General features: G+C 50.3%; 19 protein-coding genes. 4 read left to right on the top strand and 15 right to left on the bottom strand.

What is annotated here, in order from left to right; all coding sequences use genetic code 11:
* Positions 1–127: 127 nt before the first annotated feature.
* The 4 genes from ABNT28_RS04540 to ABNT28_RS04525 form a co-directional block, all read right to left on the bottom strand.
* Positions 128–2,548 (bottom strand): FAD-dependent oxidoreductase, encoded by a 2,421-nt coding sequence (locus ABNT28_RS04540; protein WP_332924030.1) that lies wholly within the window; start codon positions 2,546–2,548, stop codon positions 128–130.
* Between the two features lie 38 nt (positions 2,549–2,586).
* Positions 2,587–3,696, bottom strand: coding sequence for a glycine cleavage T C-terminal barrel domain-containing protein (locus ABNT28_RS04535; RefSeq protein WP_348721079.1), 1,110 nt, complete (start codon positions 3,694–3,696; stop codon positions 2,587–2,589).
* 82 nt (positions 3,697–3,778) lie between these two features.
* Entirely contained in the window at positions 3,779–4,840 is a 1,062-nt protein-coding gene (gene ltaE, locus ABNT28_RS04530; RefSeq protein WP_332924028.1) for a low-specificity L-threonine aldolase, read from the bottom strand.
* A 32-nt stretch (positions 4,841–4,872) separates the two neighbouring features.
* The gene (locus ABNT28_RS04525; protein WP_332924027.1) at positions 4,873–6,108 is read right to left on the bottom strand and encodes an FAD-dependent oxidoreductase; all 1,236 of its coding nucleotides are present in this window, start codon (positions 6,106–6,108) and stop codon (positions 4,873–4,875) included.
* Between the two features lie 250 nt (positions 6,109–6,358).
* Between ABNT28_RS04525 and ABNT28_RS04520 the strand changes: the two genes are divergently transcribed.
* On the top strand, positions 6,359–7,801 hold the full coding sequence (locus ABNT28_RS04520) for an aldehyde dehydrogenase family protein (protein ID WP_348721078.1): 1,443 nt from the start codon (positions 6,359–6,361) through the stop codon (positions 7,799–7,801).
* 20 nt (positions 7,802–7,821) lie between these two features.
* Here ABNT28_RS04520 and ABNT28_RS04515 read toward each other — a convergent pair whose 3' ends face one another.
* The 6 genes from ABNT28_RS04515 to ABNT28_RS04490 all read right to left on the bottom strand — a co-directional run bounded on the left by ABNT28_RS04515 (position 7,822) and on the right by ABNT28_RS04490 (position 14,848).
* A complete protein-coding gene (locus ABNT28_RS04515) occupies positions 7,822–9,339 on the bottom strand; it encodes an aldehyde dehydrogenase (RefSeq protein WP_332924025.1) in 1,518 nt (505 codons plus the stop codon).
* On the bottom strand, positions 9,336–10,250 hold the full coding sequence (locus ABNT28_RS04510) for a dihydrodipicolinate synthase family protein (RefSeq protein ID WP_332924024.1): 915 nt from the start codon (positions 10,248–10,250) through the stop codon (positions 9,336–9,338). The genes ABNT28_RS04515 and ABNT28_RS04510 overlap by 4 nt, the downstream gene beginning before the upstream one ends.
* A gap of 11 nt (positions 10,251–10,261) precedes the next feature.
* Complete coding sequence (locus ABNT28_RS04505) at positions 10,262–11,068, bottom strand: HAD-IA family hydrolase (protein WP_348721077.1); 807 nt, start codon at positions 11,066–11,068, stop codon at positions 10,262–10,264.
* A gap of 95 nt (positions 11,069–11,163) precedes the next feature.
* Complete coding sequence (locus tag ABNT28_RS04500) at positions 11,164–11,961, bottom strand: FAD binding domain-containing protein (RefSeq protein ID WP_332924022.1); 798 nt, start codon at positions 11,959–11,961, stop codon at positions 11,164–11,166.
* A gap of 17 nt (positions 11,962–11,978) precedes the next feature.
* A complete protein-coding gene (locus ABNT28_RS04495) occupies positions 11,979–14,366 on the bottom strand; it encodes a xanthine dehydrogenase family protein molybdopterin-binding subunit (protein WP_348721076.1) in 2,388 nt (795 codons plus the stop codon).
* An 11-nt stretch (positions 14,367–14,377) separates the two neighbouring features.
* Entirely contained in the window at positions 14,378–14,848 is a 471-nt protein-coding gene (locus ABNT28_RS04490) for a (2Fe-2S)-binding protein (RefSeq protein WP_332923405.1), read from the bottom strand.
* 180 nt (positions 14,849–15,028) lie between these two features.
* Between ABNT28_RS04490 and ABNT28_RS04485 the strand changes: the two genes are divergently transcribed.
* Positions 15,029–15,832 (top strand): phytanoyl-CoA dioxygenase family protein, encoded by an 804-nt coding sequence (locus ABNT28_RS04485; protein WP_348721075.1) that lies wholly within the window; start codon positions 15,029–15,031, stop codon positions 15,830–15,832.
* A 3-nt stretch (positions 15,833–15,835) separates the two neighbouring features.
* Here the strand turns inward: ABNT28_RS04485 and ABNT28_RS04480 are convergent, their stop codons facing one another.
* Positions 15,836–16,564: a 4-carboxy-4-hydroxy-2-oxoadipate aldolase/oxaloacetate decarboxylase gene (locus tag ABNT28_RS04480; protein WP_348721074.1), complete on the bottom strand. Its 729-nt coding sequence runs from the start codon at positions 16,562–16,564 to the stop codon at positions 15,836–15,838.
* 97 nt (positions 16,565–16,661) lie between these two features.
* Entirely contained in the window at positions 16,662–17,354 is a 693-nt protein-coding gene (locus ABNT28_RS04475; RefSeq protein ID WP_332923764.1) for a nitroreductase family protein, read from the bottom strand.
* A 144-nt stretch (positions 17,355–17,498) separates the two neighbouring features.
* On the opposite strand from ABNT28_RS04475, the gene ABNT28_RS04470 reads away from it, so the two are divergent.
* Positions 17,499–18,659 carry an aminotransferase gene (locus ABNT28_RS04470; protein ID WP_332923765.1) on the top strand — a complete coding sequence of 387 codons (1,161 nt, stop codon included), beginning with the start codon at positions 17,499–17,501 and terminating at the stop codon, positions 18,657–18,659.
* Positions 18,660–18,668: 9 nt separating this feature from the next.
* Here ABNT28_RS04470 and ABNT28_RS04465 read toward each other — a convergent pair whose 3' ends face one another.
* Both ABNT28_RS04465 and ABNT28_RS04460 read right to left on the bottom strand, forming a co-directional pair.
* Positions 18,669–18,989 (bottom strand): hypothetical protein, encoded by a 321-nt coding sequence (locus ABNT28_RS04465; RefSeq protein WP_348721073.1) that lies wholly within the window; start codon positions 18,987–18,989, stop codon positions 18,669–18,671.
* Positions 18,990–19,015: 26 nt separating this feature from the next.
* A complete protein-coding gene (locus ABNT28_RS04460; protein ID WP_332923767.1) occupies positions 19,016–19,483 on the bottom strand; it encodes an SRPBCC domain-containing protein in 468 nt (155 codons plus the stop codon).
* 204 nt (positions 19,484–19,687) lie between these two features.
* Here ABNT28_RS04460 and ABNT28_RS04455 point away from each other — a divergent pair, with 204 nt between their 5' ends.
* Positions 19,688–20,512, top strand: coding sequence for a sulfite exporter TauE/SafE family protein (locus ABNT28_RS04455; RefSeq protein ID WP_348721072.1), 825 nt, complete (start codon positions 19,688–19,690; stop codon positions 20,510–20,512).
* Here ABNT28_RS04455 and ABNT28_RS04450 read toward each other — a convergent pair.
* Positions 20,509–21,385, bottom strand: an 877-nt coding sequence (locus ABNT28_RS04450) for a beta-N-acetylglucosaminidase domain-containing protein (RefSeq protein ID WP_332923769.1), incomplete at its 5' end; no start/stop codon positions are given. The two genes, ABNT28_RS04455 and ABNT28_RS04450, sit on opposite strands and share 4 nt — an antisense overlap.

Raw genomic sequence — 21,385 nt, 5'->3', positions numbered from 1 at the left:
CCGCTCCGTAAGGGGCGGCTTTTACCTTGCATGATCATCTTTCGGCCTTTACTTCGTTCTGGCCGGATGATGCTTGTTTATGCCGCGATCATCTTTCGGCCTTTACTTCGTTCTGGCCGGATGATGCTTAACCCCGCATTTTGCCGCCATTCGCATCATATAAAGGTGCCGCGACAATTCTGGCCGGACATAGACTGCCAAGAATTTCCACCTGCACTTCAGTACCATCATTTGCCAATGCGCTGGGCACATAGCCAAATGCCATGGATGTGCCGATATGATGGGCAAAGCCGCCCGAGCTGACATAGCCAACAGGTTCTCCATTGGCAAAAATGGCTTCATCATTTGAAACATCAATATCGTCTGTCTCGATAGTCATCATGACCAGCTTTTTTACTGGACCCGATTTGGCCTCGGCCAGCGCAGCGGCCTTGCCGATAAAATCCTTGTTCCAATTGATAAAGGCATCTAGCCCAGACTCAGCAGCGGTGAAATCTGGCCGAAAATCCAAAGTCCAGGCACCCCAGTTCTTTTCCAACCGCATCGACATTAACGCGCGACTTCCATAAAGCCGAAGTCCAAGATCCTGACCTGCTTCCTCAATCGCTTCAAACAGGCGAAGTTGATATTGCGGGGCTACATAGATTTCATAACCAAGCTCACCCGAAAACGATATACGCAACAGCATAGCTGGGACGCCTGCCACAAAAGTTTGGCGCACATCGCGAAATGCCAGCGTATCGGCACCAACATCCTCTCGCACCAGACGTTGCAGAAGGGTACGTGATTTTGGTCCTGAAATGGCGATACCATGCCACGCGTCAGACCGGTTTGCATAAGTAACGCCGCTATCCGGCAGATGCGATTCAAACCACCGCCGATGCATATTCTGGGCAGCACCGGATCCAAATAGATAGAAATGATCTTCGGCAAGACAGGCAACCGTCATATCACCATATAATTTACCCTTTGGCGTCAGCATCGGGGTTAATTGCAGACGGCCAGGTTTTGGCACATGGCCAGCAAGCATATGATCGAGGAAAGCGCGGGCGCCCTCACCCTTGCATTCATGCTTGGCAAAATTAGCAATTTCGATGGCTCCAACATCATGTCGTACCGCAGCCACTTCGGCAGCCACATAATCATGCGCACGTGACCGCCGGAATGTTGGGTCTTCATGCGCATCATCAGCATCAGTCGCAAACCAAAGCGCATTTTCCAGACCATGAGAGTCGCCCATTACGGCCCCGCGCGATACCAAGCGGTCATAAAGAGCTGTTGTCTGTTGCCGTCGGCCTTTTGGCAAAGTTTCGTTAGGGAAGGTCATAACAAACCTGCGTTCGTAATTTTCCGACGATTTGACCGTGCCCCAATGCGGTGTTGCATAATCACCAAAACGCGCTACATCCATAGCCCATACGTCAATTGATGGTTCGCCATCCATCATCCATTCAGCCATGCACAGCCCAACACCACCCCCCTGACAGAATCCAGCCATAACACCAACAGCAACCCAGTAATTGGTCATGCCCGGCACCGGACCAATCATTGGATTACCATCTGGTCCAAAGGTGAAAGGACCATTGATGATATTTTTAATGCCAGCCGTGGCAAGCGCCGGAATACGTTCAAACCCTATTTCCAGACGGTCGGCAATATTATCGAGCTTTGGTTCAAGCAATTCATGGCCGAATGACTGTGGCGTACCCGCCAGCGACCAAGGCGTTGCCCTTGGTTCATAAGTGCCAAGCAACATGCCGCCGCGTTCCTGACGGAAATAGATATTACCTTCGTAATCAATGCCCGCTGGCAAACGCTCAGTCCGGGCCGTAATCTCGGGAATATCTTCGGTAATCAGATAATGATGTTCCATTGGCTGTACGGGAAGATGAAGCCCTGCCAAATGCCCAACTTCGCGCGCCCATAAACCACCTGCATTGACAATCATTTCAGCATTGATAGTGCCGTTTTCGGTGACCACATCCCAACTACCATCGGGGCGCTGGTTAGTCTCAATAACGGGGGTATGCGTATAATATTTTGCCCCATGCACGCGCGCTGATTTGGCATAGGCATAGGTAACGCCCGACGGATCAATATCACCATCAAGCGGATCCCATAACGCCGCCAGATAATGGCTGGGGTCAATAAGCGGATGACGCTCGGCAGCTTCCTCAATCGAAATGAATTCCTGATCGAGTCCCATATAGCGTGCTTTAGATCTTTCACGCTTTAAATAATCATACCAGTCAGAATTTGAGGCCAGATAAAAGCCACCCGTATTATGCATGCCTACCGAATGGCCGGATGTTTCCTCAATTTCCTTGTAAAGATTGATCGTATAGCCTTGCAGGCGCGAGATGTTGGGATCCGAACTGATCGTGTGAATCTGGCCTGCCGCATGCCAACTTGATCCAGATGTTAGCTCGTTACGTTCCAGCAGAACGACATCTTTCCAGCCGAATTTGGCCAGATGGAACAATATCGAACAGCCAACAACGCCGCCGCCAATGACAACCACCTTTGCATGTGAAACCATGTCAGCCATTTATAATCCCCGTCGGCACCATTGCTCCCATGTGATAGCTAGACCATAGGTAATGACACAATCTTTGCTGTTAAACAGCCTGACTCGCTTAGGACATTTAGCTTATCACCAGATTCTATCGCCGCAACAGATACCATCGCCATGGCAATATTGGCATTCAAGCGCGGTGAATAGGCACTGGCGCTTACGTAGCCAGCATTAGTTCCGTTCCATTCAAGCGGCCAGCGGCTTTCATTTGTGCCGGTAAATTTTTCACCGTCAATAATCAGCCCCATAAACCGCCGCGTCACGCCGCGCGCCTTTATGTCCTTGAGCGCTGCTTTGCCAACAAAATCCTGTGGCTGGTCAAGGTCGATAAGGCGATCCATCCCCAGTTCAAAAGGATTGCTCATCTCATCAGTATCAGCACCATAAGAAATCAAACCGCTTTCAACACGTTCGACATAGTTTGGCGTGCCAGGCCCGATGCCATAGGGTTTGCCAGCTTCGGCCACAATATCCCACAAGGCGTCGCCTTTGTTGCCATCTTGCAGATAGAGTTCAAAGCCGCCTTGTTTTGACCAGCCAGAACGTGCCAAGACCATTGGAATGCCATGCAATTCGGTCGCCCGAAATCCAAAATACTTTATTTCATCAACCCAGTCGCCAAACAGATCACGCACAACATTGATGGCTTTGGGCCCCTGAATAGCAAGCGGCGAGACATCCGGCTCAAAAACGCTTACATTCATCCCGCGCGCGCCAGCAATGCCCGCCGCCCATAATTTTACATCACTATCGGCAATCGACAGCCAGACTTCATCATCACTGATCTGCAAAAGTACCGGATCATTGATAAGTGATCCGTTAAAATCACAAAGCGGGACATATTTACCAACGCCGATTTTTAGATTTTCAAGATTACGCGGGGTCAAATAACGCGCCAGCGCAAGCGCATCAGGCCCTTTGAGCGCGACCTGCCGCTCAACCGCCACATCCCACATAGCAACGCCATTTATGAGCCGTTCATATTCAGCCCCAGGATCACCATAGCTAGTTGGCATATACATGTGATTATATACAGAAGCTGCCGCCAGCCCAGCTTTACGTGCTGATGAGAAAAAAGGGCTTTTGCGAACCCGCGGCCCAACTGAAAGAACAAGAGACATTGCACACCTCAACAAAAAGACATTGAAGTTTGCCATAGCCATCTGGCAACAATATTCCGTTTACGCCAAAACAGTTTCGTTTTTAAGCAAAAAATTCACGTAGCTCAGTCACAAACTGATCAATCTTTTCAGCACTCACATCCAGATGCGTTACCAAGCGAATGCGGCTTGGGTGGCCATTTATCAAAATACCCCTATCTTGCAGATATTCCGGTAGGGACGCGGCAGCATCAGGTGCCATTTGCATGAACACCATATTGGTTTGCACCGCATCAATATCGACCGAAATCTGGGGTATCGTCGCCAGTTGTTCCGCCAGCCTGATAGCGTTAGCGTGATCGTCGGCTAGCCGCTCGACATGGTTATCAAGCGAATAAAGTCCGGCAGCGGCCAGAAGGCCAGCCTGTCGTAACCCACCTCCAACAAGCTTGCGCACACGGTAAGCACGGCTGATAAGTTCCTTTGAGCCAGCAAGCACCGATCCAACAGGCGCGCCTAGCCCTTTTGACAAACATAATGAAACACTGTCCACATTTTTTACAATGTCGCACACTGGCACATCAAGCTTGACCACCGCATTCATCAAACGCGCACCATCAAGATGCACAGAAAGTCCATGCGCTTTGCCACGCAAGGCCAGCGCATCGATCGATGCAACCGATTGCACATTGCCTGACACAGTATTTTCCAGACATAGCAACGAGCTGATCGGGCAATGCGGATCGTCCGGCTTGACCGTCTTGTCAATATCGTCAATATCTAACGCACCAGTATCATTGGTAGGCATCGGCGCCATCATGATGCCGCCAAGCACAGATGCGCCACCAGCTTCGTCAATGAAGACGTGATAGTTTTCACCTGTTAATATTTCCTGACCACGCTGACAATGTGCCAGCATGGCGCATAGATTGGACTGGGTGCCACTGGTTACAAATAACGCCGCTTCTTTGCCCATAAGGGCGGCCACTTTGTCCTGTAGATCATTGACGTTGGGATCATCACCATAGACATCATCACCGACATCAGCCTTAGCCATTACCGCACGCATAGCCGCCGTTGGTCGGGTCACAGTGTCACTGCGAAAATCGACAAGCACATCGCCTATCGCCTTGGTTGCGCCCGTATATGTTCCCGCATTCGCCATTTTCAACTCGTATCACTCTTAAATATTCTATCTTAATGAGCCAATAGTGCCTTTAGGTCAAATGCCAGATCGCCAACGTGATCCGGATCAGGTGATATATTGGCCTCAAGACATTTTTTTCCAAGCATATAACCAGCTGGATCACGAACAGCCTCGACAGCTAGAAGCTGGGTACCACGATAAGTCCAGACCGACATGCCACCTTCGCGCTTACCCGGACGGCGGACATGAATTAAATCATCCGCCCCTGTGGGCACAATACCTGCAGATTGCAATTTGGCATCATATTGATCCGACCAGAACCACGGTGCCTGATCGACCGGTGGGGCTATATCAAGAAGCCCTGCAACCGCACGTGCGGCACTATCTTGGGCATTATGTACCGATTCGATCCGCACAGAATGACCACGTTGCAAGGCAACATCGCCAATCGCCAAAATATCTGAATTGCTTGTGCGCATTAATTGATCAACCAGAATGGCACCATTATCGCCAGCTTCGGTTTCAATCTGCGCCATACGGGCAAGCTGACTGTCTGGCGTGACGCCGATACCGACAATCAGCATATTTGCCGACAATATATGACCATTAGTCAAGGTGACGCCAGCAAAAGTGCCGTTGTTATCCGTGATGCTAGCAACCGCTACACCGGTATGGATCGACACACCTTGTGCGCGGTGTAGATCGCCTAATAATGTTGCTATTGGTGGACTGGCCACACGCGCTAACAAGCGATCAGCAGCTTCGATCACATTGACTTCAAGTCCACGTTTCCGCAAAGATGCGGCTGCTTCAAGTCCGATATAGCCGCCACCGATGATAATTGCGCTTTGGGCTGACTGGGCAGCTTGTCTGATGGCAATAGCATCATCTGGTTGGCGTAGCATGAACACATTGCCAAGCCCTGTTGCTGGTGTAAGGGCGCGCGGCACCGCACCTGTTGCCAGTACCAATTTGTCATAACTGACAGACACATCATCTGCCAGCGTCACTATCTTGCCAACCGGATCAATGGCGGTGACATCAGTTCCTGATTTAAGCGTTATATTGTTGGCACTATACCAGTCCGTGTTACGAAGCATAAAAGCCGGATTTATACAGTCATCCTGTTCAAGCAAAAACGCCTTTGATAAGGGTGGGCGTTCGAGCGGCGTTCCTGTCTGGCGATCAATAAGCGTCAATGACCCTTCAAAGCCGTTTGTGCGCATCGCATCAGCAAAACTGACGCCTGCGTGACTAGCACCAATGATAACAATATCTGCCTTCATAAACTCAGATCACCTTCATATAGTTACTGTCGCTTAGTCATGGCGATAATTGCATGCTGGTCAAGTCTAATGTGATGTAATGATGTTGCACGGATATGTAGCCCGATATGTAGCAATAAATTTAAAAGCCGCATAAACAGATTGATATTGCACCTCAATGTCAACACAGCCTAGGGTTTGATGAAGATATCTATAGCAAGCTTGTATGCCTATACAGAATCAGCAACGACATCAAACAAGGGATAATGTCATGCAAGACTTTTTTCAGAACTATGTTAACGGGTCATGGATTGATGGCGGCGGCGGACGCCTGTCCGTAACCAACCCTGGTACCGGCGCACATCTGGCTGATATGGCACTGGCAGACGCGGCGGATATCGACCGTGCGGTTGCTGCTGCGCTGGCATGCCACGAAAGTGGCGCCCTGTCCGATTTACGACCAGTCGAACGAAGCCGCATGGTTCGCAAGATGGGACAGTTCATGCTTGATAACAAAGCAGAAATCGCTGAATTGCTGTGCCTTGAATCAGGTAAGCCACTATGGGAAGCTGTTATTGAAGTCGAGGGAACAGCCCGTTATTTCGAATATTACGGCAATCAAGCCGAAACCGTTGAAGGTCGATCAATCCCGCTTGGTGCAGATTATCTTGATTACACAATCTATGAACCAATTGGCGTTAGCGCACAGATCATTCCGTGGAATTACCCGATTGAAATGACTGCACGCGGTATTGCAGTGGCCCTAGCAACAGGCAATACATGCGTGGTAAAAACGCCTGAGCTTGACCCCCTATCGACCACATGGCTTGCACGTGCTGGCGAAGCCGCTGGCCTGCCGCGCGGTGCTTTGAACATCCTATGCGGCTATGGGCATGAAGCAGGCGCCGCTTTGTCAAATCATCCTGACATCGGCAATGTTGTGTTCACCGGTTCGGTTGCAACAGGTATAAAGGTGGCCGTAGCCGCCGCACAGAATGTTGTCCCTGCCATTCTTGAACTTGGCGGCAAATCAGCTGCTATCGTGATGCCAGACGCTGATCTGGATCAGGTCATGGACTCGATGCGCTGGGGTATCTTCTTTAACGCCGGACAGGTTTGTTCGGCGATGTCACGTGTGATTGCGCATCCTGATGTGCATGATGAAATTGTCGAACGCGCGGTTGGCCTTGCCGAAAGCCTGTCAGTTGGCCCAGGTATAGAACGGACTGCCTTTGGGGCTAATATGGGTGCAATGGTGTCTGACAACCAGCGTGACCGCGCCGAAGGCCTGTGCAAACATGCCGCCAGCGAGGGGGCAACCATTGCTATTGGCGGGCATCGCCTGAACCAGCCTGGATCATTTCTGGCGCCGACCATTATTACAGATGTCACGCCAGATATGCAGATTGCCAGCACCGAAGTTTTTGGTCCGGTTTTGTCGGTTATGAAAGCCGATGATGAAGCTGACGCTATCAGAATAGCCAATAGCACCGAATTCGGACTTGTTGGTGGCATTTTCACCCGCGATATTGACGCCGCACACCGTGCCGCCCGCAAAATCAAAGCCGGGCAGATTTTTGTGAATGAGTGGTTCGCAGGTGGTGTCGAAACACCATTTGGCGGCTATGGAAAATCGGGCTATGGACGCGAGAAAGGCCGTGAAGCCTTGCTCAATTATGTGCAAACCAAAAATATTGCCTATCGCACACGCTAGCCAGAGTCGCACGCAAGTGACTAATTGACCGCGTCACTAGCCGCCCGGTCAGTCAGGTCAATCCAGATGGTTTTGACCTCGCAATATTGATCATGCGCGTGAATACCATTGTCACGACCACCAAAGCCAGATTGCTTATAGCCCCCGAATGGCGTTGTTGCGTCACCTTCGCCATAGCAATTAACCGTTACAGTACCAGCGCGAATGGCACGTGCCGCACGCATTGCCTGTTTGACATTGGTCGTATATACCGACGCCGCTAAGCCATAGTCAGTATCATTGGCAAGGGCGATGGCTTCGTCAATTGATGTGACCGTCATGACACCCAGAACAGGTCCAAAGATTTCGTCTTTGGCCAGCCGACTTGCCGACGTTACCCGATCAAAGATAGTTGGCTCGACATAGCCATCCGAGGCCTTGCCGCCACATAGGGTGACAATATTATCGCCATTCTTGCTAACATCTAGATAGCCAGCGACCTTGCCAAAATGTTCGGTATCAATCATGCATCCAAGATGGTTTTTCGGATCAAGAGGATCACCCATATGCCATTCTTTTGCATGCGCCAGAATATGCTTCATAAGGTCATCTTTTATATTTTCATGCACGATCAGACGTGATGTGGCCGAACAATTTTCGCCCATGTTCCAGAACGCCCCATTGACCACATGTTCAGCGACAAGATCCAGATCTTCGGCATCATCCATGACAATGGCAGGGTTTTTACCACCACATTCGAGCACGGTTTTTTTCAAATTTGACTCGGCAGCATATTTCAAAAACAGGCGTCCTGTTTCAGTTGATCCGGTAAATGACACCATATCAACATCCCTATGCAACCCCAACGGAGCGCCTGCCTTTGGCCCATCGCCAGTGATCACATTCAGAACACCGCGTGGCACCCCAGCTTCCATTGCCAGTTCGGCAATGCGCAAGGCGGTCAGTGATGTTTGTTCCGCCGGTTTAACAATAACCGAACAGCCCGCTGCCAATGCCGGAGCAATTTTCCACGCCATCATCAATAACGGAAAATTCCACGGCAATACGGCACCAACAACACCAATGGGTTCGCGCACAATCATGCCCATAGCGTCATCACCCGCGGGAGCGGTCTGATCATATAATTTATCAACCGCTTCGGCATGCCAGATGATGGTGTTGATCGTTTCAGGCAAATCAATGGTCGCGCAATCGCGGATTGGCTTGCCTGAATCAACGGATTCCAAGACAGCCAATTCATGCCGATTGCGTTTTATCAGCTTGGCAAGTTTGATCAGCACTTGTTTGCGTGCAGATGGATGCAAACAGCGCCAGCGCCCATCGTCAAAAGCCATACGGGCTTTTGCAACCGCAAAGTCAACATCCGCCGCATCGCAATCAGCAACCTTGGCAAGCAACTTGCCTGTTGCTGGGTTTATACTGTCAAAGGTTGCGCCCGATTGTGCCGCGCGAAAACTGCCATCAACAAAGCTGGTTGAAGCAGGCGTCAAACCATCGGCGAGTGCCTTATATTCATCATGTGTCAAAAGGTCACTCATTTTTCGGCCTCCCCAGCGGTAAGTTCATTAATTGTTCTGTTCATCACCGAAATGACTTCGGTAAGACTGCGTTTTTCATCCTTATTCAATCCGCGAAGTGGGCTTCGTGGCGGGCCTGATGGCAAGCCCCGCAATGTCGCGCCATATTTAATACATTGCAGAAATTTACCACCTTGTTCCAAAGTGCCCATAAGCGGCAACATCGCCGACATGATTTTGCGGCCAAGCACAAAATCACCATCAACAACACATGTTTTCCATAATGCAATATGCGCTTCGGGTGCAAAATTAGATCCCGCACATACCCAGCTTTCGGCACCCCACGCAAAGAATTCGAGCGCTTGATCATCCATCCCGCAACTAAGCTGGATATGTGCATAATCGCGCGCAAGCTGATGCACGCGGTTAATATCACCCGAACTTTCCTTAATCACACAAAAATTCTGGCTTCTGCCTACGCGATCAAGATACTCGTCACTCATCTCAGCGGCCATACGTCCTGGATAATTATACAGCATGATCGGCATATCAACCGCGCGATCAATACGAAGCGCATGAATAGCATTTTCGCGCGGCGTGGGCTGAGCATAAGGCGGCGTCGTAATCAATATGGCGTCATAGCCACAGGCTTTGGCGGTCTTGGCAAAGGCAATTGAATCTTCGGTACGAATAGCCCCCGTACCACCAATAAGTGGAAGCCGCCCTGCCACCACATCGGAAGCACGTTTCAAAGCCGCTTCGCGTTCTTCGGTCGAATGGGCATAATATTCACCTGTGGTACCACCAATGATTATCCCGTCAACACCAGCTTCAATTAGGAATTCCAGCACCGTATCAAACCCGTTCCAATCGATGCTTTCATCGTCATTGAGCGGGGTAATGGCTGGTGTATATATACCGCGAAACTTCATTATAAATCCTTTTACCTATCAACCAATCCTGACATTTTTGTGACCAGTGCTGGCAAAGCCTCTAGACCCGGAATAACAAGGCCGGGATCAATATCTGCATCTGGACGATGACTGATATCATCAGCAACGCAAATAAAATTCTGCACCTGCGCGTTAACAGCCACGCCATAATCGGCAATCGTATCACCCACCATGATAACCTGATCTGGCGCTACATCATGCGTGTCACATATATGCAACAACCCTTGAGGCGCTGGCTTGCCACCAAAACCGCTATCGGCACCAATGATTGTCGCAAAAAGATGGTCAATTTCAAGGTCTTTAAGATTTTGCAACGCCGAGGCCGCATTATCATTCGTCAATAACGCCATAATATAGCCAGCTTTAGACAGAATCGTCAGCGGTGTTTTCACATCGCCTTTGGCCACACTGCGCCCACGCACCAGCTCAACCACCAGTTCATTAACCTTGGCATTGTAAGACGCGTCAGCAAGCAAATCGATCATATTATCAGGCAAAAGTGCCTGCCATGCTTGGCATATTTCTGAAAACGTGCCCGCCGCAAACAAACCGTCATGTTTGATATTGCCCAGAGCATCGACACCAATACATGCCAGCAGATCATCAAGCCCGACAGATTGCTTGTGAGGCGCAGGAGCAGAGTGCTGGGGGATAATGGAAACTGTGTATTCAGCAACAGCATAGACAACAGGAAACCATGTCGCGGCAAGATCAAGAATCACACCATCCTTATCAAAGATGATCAGCTTTATCGGCTTTGATTCTGCATGAAGCAAACCAGCGCGTTCGGAATTCATGTATTTGCTCTCATCATCAATATTAAAAACAATAAGAGCCGACGCTGGCAGATTTCTTTGCACCTGCCAACCTGATTTTTAGTCAAATGCGCGACTTAGATACAATTTGCAACCGCGCGGCGCGTCATGACCGCCATAATATGCGCCCGATAGTCTGCCGCCGCATGGATGTCAGAAAGTAAATTATCACGCTTTGCCACCACCTTATCCATCGCCGCGCTGGTGAAATTTTGCGCCAAAGCGATTTCGGCCTCATACCATCTAAAGACGCCATCAGTGCCAGCCCCTGTCACCGCAACGCGGATGTCATTATCACGAAACTGCGCGACAAAAACGCCAACTAGCGCGTAACGCGACGCCGGATTGTTAAATTTTACATAAGCTGCGCTTTGCGGCACAGGAAAACTAATGCTGGTGATGATCTCGTCATCCTTCAAAGCGGTTTCAAACAAACCGACAAAAAACGTGGCCGCGTCAACATCTCGCCTGTCTGTATGGATAGTCGCCCCCAGCGCCAAGGCCGCGGCAGGATAACAAGCCGCCGGATCGTTATTTGCCAATGAACCGCCAATCGTACCGCGAAAGCGCACTTGCCGGTCACCAATGCCACCTGCCAGCGTTGCCAACGCCGGAATTTTTTGAGCAACAACATTTGATGATGCGACGGATGCATGACTTGTCATGGCGCCGACCTGGATTGTATTTGCCCTAGTCTGAATGTCTGATAATCCGCAATGTGCAAGGTCAATCAATGTATCAGGTGCCGCCAGCCGCGCTTTCAATGTCGGGATAAGCGTCATGCCGCCAGCAAGATATTTGCCTTCAGTTGCTTTTTTCATGGCCTTAACAGCCTCTGCTGTCTTTGCCGGACTTATATAAGACGTTGTGTACATCGGATCTATCTCCTCGCCTATTCTGCCGCTTTGAGATTTGTTGTTTGTATTGCCCGCCAGACCACCTCAGGGGTTGCCGGCATGCTGATATCTTTGATGCCAAGGTCATATAGCGCATCAACAACCGCATTAATCACAGCTGGTGGTGATCCAATCGCCCCCACTTCGCCGCATCCCTTAACGCCAAGCGAGTTATGCGTGCAGAATGTGGTTTCGGTGGCCACTTGAAAATCAGGTAGATGATCGGCGCGTGGCATCGTGTAATCCATATAAGACCCGCTTAGAAGCTGTCCATAATCATCATAAACACAGGTTTCGTAAAGTGCCTGACCTATGCCCTGCGCCAGACCGCCATGCACCTGACCTTCGACAATCATGGGGTTAATCACACGTCCGACATCATCAACCGCCGTCATATTGACGACGGTGGTCACGCCTGTTGCTGGATCGATCTCAACCTCGCAAATATGACAACCTCCCGGATAGGTGAAATTTTTGGGGTCGTAAAACGCCTTTTCATCTAGCCCTGGTTCCAGTTCGTCATGCGGAAAATTATGTGGTACATAAGCGGCCAGTGCAATTTCGCCAAAGGTTAAGCTGGCATTGGTTTTACGGCCTGTGAACACGCCTTTGTCAAAATCAACATCATCAACATCTTCTTCCAATATATGGGCGGCAATCCGCGTCGCTTTGACCCTGATTTTATCGATGGCGCTCATGATCGCTTCGCCGCCAACCGCCAGTGATCGCGATCCATAGGTGCCCATACCAAAGGGAATGTTCGCCGTATCACCATGACTTATTTCAATCGCATCCAAAGGCAAACCCAGTGATTCAGACACTAATTGTGCAAAGGTTGTTTCATGCCCCTGCCCGTGGCTGTGCGATCCGGTAAAAACCGTCACCGAACCAGTAGGATGTACGCGCACTTCGGCACATTCAAACAGACCTGCCCGCGCACCAAGCGAGCCAACAACCGCCGATGGTGCGATGCCGCAAGCCTCGAGATAGGTCGAATAGCCAAGCCCGCGTAATTTGCCCTGCTTGCTTGCCTGTTTGCGACGCGCCGGAAATCCTGCCACATCCGCCAGTTCCATAGCGTGCTGCAAGGTGGCTTCATAATCACCCGTATCATATTGCAAAGCGACTGGCGTCTGATAAGGGAAGGCATCAGCAGGAATGAAGTTGCGACGGCGTATTTCGGCCTGATCGATGCCCATTTCACGCGCCGCCTTATCAACAATACGTTCAAGCAGATAGGTGGCTTCGGGGCGTCCAGCACCGCGATACGCATCAACCGGAACTGTGTTGGTGAAAACCGCCCTGACATTACAGTAAATTAGCGGCGTTGTATAAACGCCAGCCAACAAAGTGGCATAAAGATAGGTCGGCACACAGGACGCAAACGTTGAAAGATAAGCCCCCATATTGGCAATCGTATTGACCTTTAATGCGGTAAATTTACCTGTTTTATCCATGCCAAGTTTCACCAGCGAAAGATGATCGCGGCCATGCGCATCCGACATAAAGGCTTCGCTTCGATCGGATGTCCATTTAACAGGGCGTTTGATTTTATGTGATGCCCAAGTGACAATCGCCTCTTCGGCATAATGAAAGATTTTTGATCCAAACCCGCCGCCAACATCAGGCGCAATGACGCGCAATTTATGCTCAGGTATCGACAAAACAAACGCCCCCATCAGCAAACGAATCACATGCGGATTCTGGCTGGTGGTATAGAGCGTGTAATGGTCGGTTGCCTTGTCATAATCACCGATAGCAACGCGTGGTTCCATCGCATTGGGGATCAGACGGTTATTACGGATTTCAAGTTCGGTAACATAAAAGGATGTGGCTAGCGCCGCGTCAATTTCCGACTCATCGCCAATGTCCCAGTCATAACAAAGATTGGTGCCAAGATCAGGATGCACCAAGGCACCATGCTTGCCATTGCTATTGGCCGCTGTCATCAGATCAACCGCAACGGGAAGCGGACTATAGTCCACATCGATCAGTTCAGCCGCATCCTTTGCCGCGTTCAGACTTGTCGCAATGACCACCGCAATCTGGTCGCCAACATAGCGGACAACGCCTTTGGCAAGCGGCGGATGTTCAGGCTCGCGCATCGGTGTGCCATCTTTGGAATCAACCTGCCAGCCACAAGGAATTGAACCCACCTGCATATCATCACCAGTAAAAATGGCCACCACGCCAGCCACCTTTTTGGCTTTGTCGGTTTTGATGGTGATTTTGGCATGTGCCTCTTGCGAGCGCAGTATGAAGGCATAGGTCTGATTCGGTCGGTTGATATCATCAGTATAATTACCCTGTCCAGTCAGGAAACGGTAATCCTCTTTGCGCCTGACCGAGGCACCGATGCCGGTTTCTTCTGTTCCGTCTGGCATATCTATCTCCTCTAGCGCGCGGCCATCTCTTTAGCCGCAGCATCAATCGCTTTGACAATATTGTGATAACCCGTACAGCGGCAGATATTGCCATCCATATAGGCGCGGATTTCAGCTTTGCTTGGTTCGGGATGGTGGTTCACAAGATCAATCGCGCTCATCACCATCCCCGCCGTACAAAATCCGCATTGCAGACCGTGATGTTCGCGAAAGGCGGCTTGCATCGGATGCAGATCATCACCATCGGCAATACCTTCAATCGTTGTGACATCGGCACCATGCGCCTGTAATGTCAGCATTGTGCATGATTTTATCGATTGGCCGTTCACATGTACGACACAGGTGCCACACTGGCTGGTGTCACAACCGATATGCGTACCTGTCAGGCCGCAATCTTCGCGGATAAATGTTGATAAAAGGCTGTTTTCATCAACCTCGCATTCCATCGGCATACCATTGAGGTTAAGTGAAACTTGTGCCATTTCCCCCTCCAAAATAATGGTCTATAGATATAGGCTGGGGCAAATAAAGCGAATTGTAAATCGGGGGCTGATTTTAGACTAAATAGTTGAATTTAGTTAAATTACTAATTTAGAATATCGATAGAATCACCCCGACATTATAGTATTATCGGCACAAGTCCAAAACAGGGGACGTTGAAGATGCACAATATCACACCTAGCCAAATTGATGCTTTTGCCCGCGATGGTGCTGTCTGTCTGCCAGGTCTGTTTGCCGACTGGGTCGATGTGATTAAGGACGGTATTGCCGCCAATATGGAAAATCCAGGTCCCTATGCGGCAGAAAATCTGCACGCTGGCGAAGCTGGGCGGTTTTTTGATGATTACTGGAACTGGCACCGGATACCTGCCTTTGCCGATATTATGGCATCGTCACCAGCTCCAGAGGCGGCGGCTTCATTGATGCAATCGCACACTGCACAATTTTTTCATGACCATGTTCTGGTCAAAGAGCCCGGCACCAGCAAACCAACACCATGGCATCAGGACGCGCCTTATTATTTTGTCGAAGGCAAACAGACGGTCAGCTTCTGGATTCCGGTTGATCCAGTCAAAGACGCTAGCCTGCGGGTGATTGCCGGATCACATAAATGGGATAAAATGGTGCTACCCGTGCGCTGGCTGGCCGAAGATAATTTTTATGCCAATGATGATGATTTTCTGCCAGTGCCAGACCCCGATGTTGAACCGGATAAATTTCCAACGCTGGAATGGGCCATGCAACCAGGTGATGCCGTGGCTTTCGATTTTCGTGCCGTTCATGGCGCGCGCGGCAATATGGCAAGGACACGCCGACGGGCTCTATCCTTGCGCTATGTCGGCGATGATGCCCGTTATGTCACAAGACAGGGGCCTACATCGCCACCTTTTCCAGGACATGATATGCAAGATGGTGCACGCCTGCGCAGTGACTGGTTTCCGGTCGTATGGCCAAATAAGGAGTGAAAGCTAGCGTTGGTGGCGGCAATCAATGCCGTTGAAACTGCCCAGCGTTTCCAGATCATCAACATATTCTAGTCCCGCCTCGGCAAGACGTGGCCGCATATTATAAAGATCAAGGCCAAGCTCACCTGCCTGTAAGCGGATGCGTTTGTCTTCCTCGGCATCAAGGCGTGTCTGCGTCGCATGCATCACACGATCAGCCTCGGCGCGGGCAACGACCACCACCCCATCATCATCGGCGGCAATGACATCACCCGGGAATATCAACTGTCCCGCGCACACCACCGGCACATTAACCGCGCCAAGTGTGTTTTTTACCGTGCCTTTTGACGAAATGGCACGTGACCATACCGGAAAATTCATCGCCTGAAGATCAGCCACATCACGGACACCAGCATCAATCACCAGCCCCTTGACGCCACGCACCTGTGCCGAGGTTGCCAGCAGATCGCCAAAATAACCATCGGTGCAATCGGTTGTGCAAGCCACCACCAGAATATCACCCGCCTGACATAATTCGATGGCCACATGAAGCATCCAATTATCGCCTGGCTGTGTGAGAACCGTCACCGCCGTTCCGCCGATACGCGCGCCTGGATAAATTGGTCGCATATAGGGTTTTAACAAACCAGTGCGCCCTTGGGCTTCATGCACGGTCGAGGCACCAGCAGCACCTAGGCGATCCGCCAGATCAGCATCCGCGCGTTCAATATTTCTCACAGCTACCGTTTTCATGTGTTTTGTCCCCGGCCCAAGTTAATTTGAGGTTACTTTAAAATTACCATTATATGTTATCGTCAATTCTCAAAAGCACAATGCTGATCGAAGCCAGCTATTCAAAGCAGGTCATGATGTCGGCAAGCGGTTTTTTGATCTTGGCAACAGCGGGAATGCTGGCGTCATCTGCCGCATGCCCCACAGCCAGGATCATCATCGCCTTATTCGAGGCAGGACGATTGCATATTTTGCCCAGAAAGCCCATTGGGTTCGGCGTATGTGTCAGACAGGACAGCCCCACCAGATGCAGAGCCGCGATCAAAAATCCCGAAGCGATGCCTACACTTTCGGGCACATAGTAATTTTTATAACGCGTGCCATCATCAAACTGGCCATAGCGTTCACCAAAAATAACAATCAGCCATGGCGCGATTTCAAGATGCGGCTTATCCGGCCCCGTGCCGATTGGTTCAAGTGCCTTGATCCATTCGTCATGGCTGGTGCTGGCATAGAATTTTGCTTCTTCGGCCTCGGCGGCGGCGCGTATTTGCGCCTTAATCGACGGGCTGGAAATGGCGGCAAAATGCCAAGGCTGATGATTGGCACCACTAGGCGCGCGTCCAGCCGTGCGGATACATTCCTCGATAATTGCTTTTGGAACCGCACGGGATGAAAAATCACGCACTGTATGGCGCGTTGCCATCGTTTCACGGAATGTCCGTGCGGCGGCAATGATGGCGGCATCATCTTGCGTTTCACGATGCGGCAATGGTTCGGCAACATAGCTTAGATTTTCACGTATAAACATTGTGACCCTCGCGCGTCAATTCAGATTCGGTTTTCAAAGCAGATTTGATTTTATAACATCCGTTCAGTCTGCCGTGCTTTTTAAGCTGCTTCAACTCTGTTACGTTGAATCGTTCTGTTTCGATTATGTCCAATAGGTGTGCTTATGTTCAATCCTGCTGTTGCAGCCCTCAACGCCCCGCCTGTATCCATCGTTCTTGACTGGAAATCATCCTATGATGGGCGCCATGGCGATATGATCGATATGAGTCAGGCGGTGCCTGGCTATCCTGCGCATCCAGATATGCTGAACGCCCTTGCCCAAGCAGCCGCTTCACCCAACAATGCCCGCTATGGACGGGTTGAAGGTGATGACAATTTACGTGTTGCCTATGCCCAACATCTCAACACGCTTTATGCGGCTGATATTCAGTCCGAGCATACGCATATCACGTCTGGATGTAATCAAGCCTTTGTCGCCGCGGCCTTGGCAGTGGCTGGCCACGGTGAAACAATTTTGATGATGCGCCCCTGCTATTTCAATCATGAATCATCGCTTGGTATGCTGGGGATTTCGGTTGGCTATGTTGATTGCCATGATGACAATGGCTTGTTGCCAAACTGCGAAGATATTAGCGCCGCGATCACCCCAGATGTTCGCGCGGTGGCTCTAGTCAGTCCAAACAATCCGGCTGGCACAATATATCCGCCAGATTTGCTAGCTGAGATTTTGGCGCTGTGCAAAGCCAAGGGTATCTGGCTGATTCTGGATGAAACCTATCGCGATTTTTTGCCGCTTGGGACAGGCGCGCCACATAACCTATTTGCCACAGAGGGCTGGCAGGATCACCTGATACAGCTTTACAGCTTTTCTAAATCTTATTGCATGCCTGGACACCGGCTAGGCGCGGTCACATCGGGATCAGCCATGATTTTCCAGCTGGCCAAGATTATCGATAATATTCAGATTTGCGCCCCCCGTGCGCCACAACAAGCGATCACACCGATGCTGGATAGTCTGGCATCATGGCGCGCCGAAAACCGCGCCCGTATTGCGGCACGTGCGACTATTTTCAGTGATGTTATCACTCAACTTGAAGGCTGGACATTAATCAGCACGGGTGCCTATTTCGGTTATGTCCGACACCCGTTTGACAATGTGAGGTCGCGCGAAGTGGCACAGCGCATGGCGCGTGAGGTTGGGGTGCTGACAATTCCGGGTGCCTTTTTTGGTGAAGGGCAAGAACAGTATCTGCGCTTTGCCTTTGCCAATGCAGGACGTGAGGTGATCGGGCATTTGGCTGGTCGATTGCGTTTGCTGTCGTAATGACAGCAATCAAAAGTCCATATTATGCGTTTCGGCGACTTCGATTGACCCATGTCCCTGTGTGACCATAGGACAGCCAGCCGCCATAGCAAGCGCCATATTCAAGTCATCAGCCATGACCAGCGAATAGCCAGATACCGGATTGGCACCGCCATCACTTGCAATGCCATCAACACTGACCGTTTTGGACATGCCAACCGGATTGCCCGGATCAACCAGCGCATCGCCCAAGCCATCCATCCAGTCACGCCAACGCTTCATTTCTGCGGCGATGTCAGCTTCGGTTTCAGGCATCTTGCCCCCGTGGTAAGCGAATAAAAATTTTGGCATTTTGGCCTCCTTAGCTTTGGTTGATATTATGTGTCAGACAGATGCTCCAGTTTGACCAGCGACGATGACCAGCCCCCTTTATGCAAGCGCGCTGACTCTTCGGTTGGCAAATTCATATGCGTTAACGTAAAAGACGTGTCACTTGCACCAATCACACCAGCATCTTCGATATCAAAACGCACAAAGCTTTCATGCCCGCGGACATTATTTTCGTCATGCCAGCCCCAGCTGAAAACTAGCGAATATGGCGCATCAATAGCTAGTACTTCGCCCGACACCTTATGCGTTGTGGCATCAGCATTTATCATCACGGAAAACCACGCACCGCGAAGCGACAGATCAAGATTATTGTCACCGATATGAACGTCTTCGGGGCCCCACCATGTCAATAGGTGATGCTTTTGCGTTACCAAATCGAACATTTTTTCGAGCGGTGCCGGAAAATGCCGTTTGATAACAAGATCGGCAACCCGGGATGGCGCATCTTTTGCCATGCTATCAATTCCGTTCTGATAAAGTGGCTTACTTGTTGAAGAACCAAATTCTGCCCTTTACCCTATTCTGTTTATTGGCAAAGAATTCTGTTAAATATATTGTTGAAATATCAGTTAGACCAATCACATTCCTGTGAAGCATCAGTCAGGATGTTTCATAAAACCAAACACTAAACCCCAACATCAAACCAAAGGTTAAAACCAATGTCCTATTCACCTGATATGCTTGTGATGCTGGTATTTGGGCTTATGGCGACAGGAGCGATTGCAGGCATTCTGGCAGGATTGCTGGGTATTGGTGGCGGCATCATATTGGTGCCCGTTCTGTTTCTGATTTATGATTTTCTGAAGGTGCCGGATGATATTATCATGCATGCCGCGGTGGGAACCTCTCTTGCCACAATCATCCCAACGTCGATTTCATCGGCATTGGCGCATCATCGACGCGGCAGTATTGATCTGGAGGTGCTTCGTAGGTGGTCACCCTTTATCATTCTGGGTGCGGCTAGTGGCGGGATATTATCGCATTACATCGAAAGCACGACACTGACTTTGATTTTTGGATGTCTGGCGATTGTTGTGGCGGTAAATATGCTGATGTCACACACGCCAAAAATGCGTGCTAAACTGTCAAAGACACGCCCCGTCGAAATGGTGATATCCGGTTTTATCGGATTTTTTTCAGCCTTGATGGGAATAGGTGGCGGCACCATGTCGATTCCGGTGATGAGCGCATTTGCTATGCCGGTGCATCGCGCCATTGGCACTTCGGCGGCTTTTGGTTTCATGATCGCGCTACCAGGCGCATTGGGCTTTATGTGGTCAGGCTGGGATGTTGCTACGCGCCTGCCCTATTCACTGGGCTTTATTAACGTGCCAGCTGCGGCATTGCTATCGAGCGTCAGTATTTTTACCGCCCCTGTGGGAAGCCGACTTGCCCATGCGCTTGACCCGTTACGCTTGAAACGTGCCTTTGCGCTGTTTCTGATAATCAGCGCGCTACGGATGCTTTATTCAGTTTTTGCCTAAGACGCATCATCCGTATTGACATCATTCTGCGATGCCAGAATATGTGTAGCCAAAGCATGCGTTTGGGTTTTTGTAATCCGCAGTTCCGGCATTTCTCCCCTGCGCATCAGAATATCATGCTTCAGCCCCATCAAGAACGGATACCATTCACGCTGTAAAGGTGATTTCCAAGACCATAAAACAGTTTCCAACGCCGCCAGCGCGGTGCCATCATCCGGCATATCAAATTCTGGCACAAATCCATAAGGTGCATCGAAATAGGCTACCAGCGTTACAAATTCGCCGGGTATTCCCGCCGCCTTTAGTGTTTCTGTCCAGCTTTGTGCATTAGCCATGATGTCCAGCAAAAGAAGATCGGTCTCGATCATGCCGGTGGGGTTGAGCAAAATATCACTAATCCCATCACGCCCACGATAGGGGCCAATAAACAGACGGCGCGGGCAATAATCCTGCGCATAGATATTATCCCAGATAATGATTCTGTGTTTTAGAGAATGCGCGCGCGCCACGCATTCGTCCAAAGCAATGTTGGGCGCAACAATATGACTGCCGCAATGCATAATGGCACAGGCCGGATCAAGAGTGATCGCCAGATCATCAAGGTAGCTACTGGATTGCTTGTCCATATCAGAAACCAATTCATCGGCATAAATGCGCGGCACCAGGATGACCGGACATTCAAGATAGGCGGCAAGACGATTGGCAAGCACGGCATGGGCATGGCCTTCGCGTTTATAGATGCCCGCGCGCTTGGCAAAATCAGCGGCAATGTCATCCATTAATAAGGCAATATGAGACGCCCCATCAGCGCGAAGCTGGGCGGCTTTGTTGCAAAGAATTGTGAAATCATTAGCCTTGGCATTTTTCTGGGCA

This window comes from uncultured Candidatus Puniceispirillum sp. (genome assembly GCF_963979125.1).
Lineage (GTDB): Bacteria > Pseudomonadota > Alphaproteobacteria > Puniceispirillales > Puniceispirillaceae > Puniceispirillum.
The sequence above is the reverse complement of the archived record's forward strand: the minus strand, read 5'-3'. Positions and strand labels throughout refer to the sequence as shown.

Excerpts from the sequence above, each read along its gene's own strand:
- ABNT28_RS04540 (WP_332924030.1), bottom strand. The coding sequence starts at position 2,548 with ATGGCTGACATGGTTTCACATGCAAAGGTGGTTGTCATTGGCGGCGGC.
- ABNT28_RS04535 (WP_348721079.1), bottom strand. The coding sequence starts at position 3,696 with ATGTCTCTTGTTCTTTCAGTTGGGCCGCGGGTTCGCAAAAGCCCTTTT.
- ltaE (WP_332924028.1), bottom strand. The coding sequence starts at position 4,840 with ATGGCGAATGCGGGAACATATACGGGCGCAACCAAGGCGATAGGCGAT.
- ABNT28_RS04525 (WP_332924027.1), bottom strand. The coding sequence starts at position 6,108 with ATGAAGGCAGATATTGTTATCATTGGTGCTAGTCACGCAGGCGTCAGT.
- ABNT28_RS04520 (WP_348721078.1), top strand. The coding sequence starts at position 6,359 with ATGCAAGACTTTTTTCAGAACTATGTTAACGGGTCATGGATTGATGGC.
- ABNT28_RS04515 (WP_332924025.1), bottom strand. The coding sequence starts at position 9,339 with ATGAGTGACCTTTTGACACATGATGAATATAAGGCACTCGCCGATGGT.
- ABNT28_RS04510 (WP_332924024.1), bottom strand. The coding sequence starts at position 10,250 with ATGAAGTTTCGCGGTATATATACACCAGCCATTACCCCGCTCAATGAC.
- ABNT28_RS04505 (WP_348721077.1), bottom strand. The coding sequence starts at position 11,068 with ATGAATTCCGAACGCGCTGGTTTGCTTCATGCAGAATCAAAGCCGATA.
- ABNT28_RS04500 (WP_332924022.1), bottom strand. The coding sequence starts at position 11,961 with ATGTACACAACGTCTTATATAAGTCCGGCAAAGACAGCAGAGGCTGTT.
- ABNT28_RS04495 (WP_348721076.1), bottom strand. The coding sequence starts at position 14,366 with ATGCCAGACGGAACAGAAGAAACCGGCATCGGTGCCTCGGTCAGGCGC.
- ABNT28_RS04490 (WP_332923405.1), bottom strand. The coding sequence starts at position 14,848 with ATGGCACAAGTTTCACTTAACCTCAATGGTATGCCGATGGAATGCGAG.
- ABNT28_RS04485 (WP_348721075.1), top strand. The coding sequence starts at position 15,029 with ATGCACAATATCACACCTAGCCAAATTGATGCTTTTGCCCGCGATGGT.
- ABNT28_RS04480 (WP_348721074.1), bottom strand. The coding sequence starts at position 16,564 with ATGAAAACGGTAGCTGTGAGAAATATTGAACGCGCGGATGCTGATCTG.
- ABNT28_RS04475 (WP_332923764.1), bottom strand. The coding sequence starts at position 17,354 with ATGTTTATACGTGAAAATCTAAGCTATGTTGCCGAACCATTGCCGCAT.
- ABNT28_RS04470 (WP_332923765.1), top strand. The coding sequence starts at position 17,499 with ATGTTCAATCCTGCTGTTGCAGCCCTCAACGCCCCGCCTGTATCCATC.
- ABNT28_RS04465 (WP_348721073.1), bottom strand. The coding sequence starts at position 18,989 with ATGCCAAAATTTTTATTCGCTTACCACGGGGGCAAGATGCCTGAAACC.
- ABNT28_RS04460 (WP_332923767.1), bottom strand. The coding sequence starts at position 19,483 with ATGGCAAAAGATGCGCCATCCCGGGTTGCCGATCTTGTTATCAAACGG.
- ABNT28_RS04455 (WP_348721072.1), top strand. The coding sequence starts at position 19,688 with ATGTCCTATTCACCTGATATGCTTGTGATGCTGGTATTTGGGCTTATG.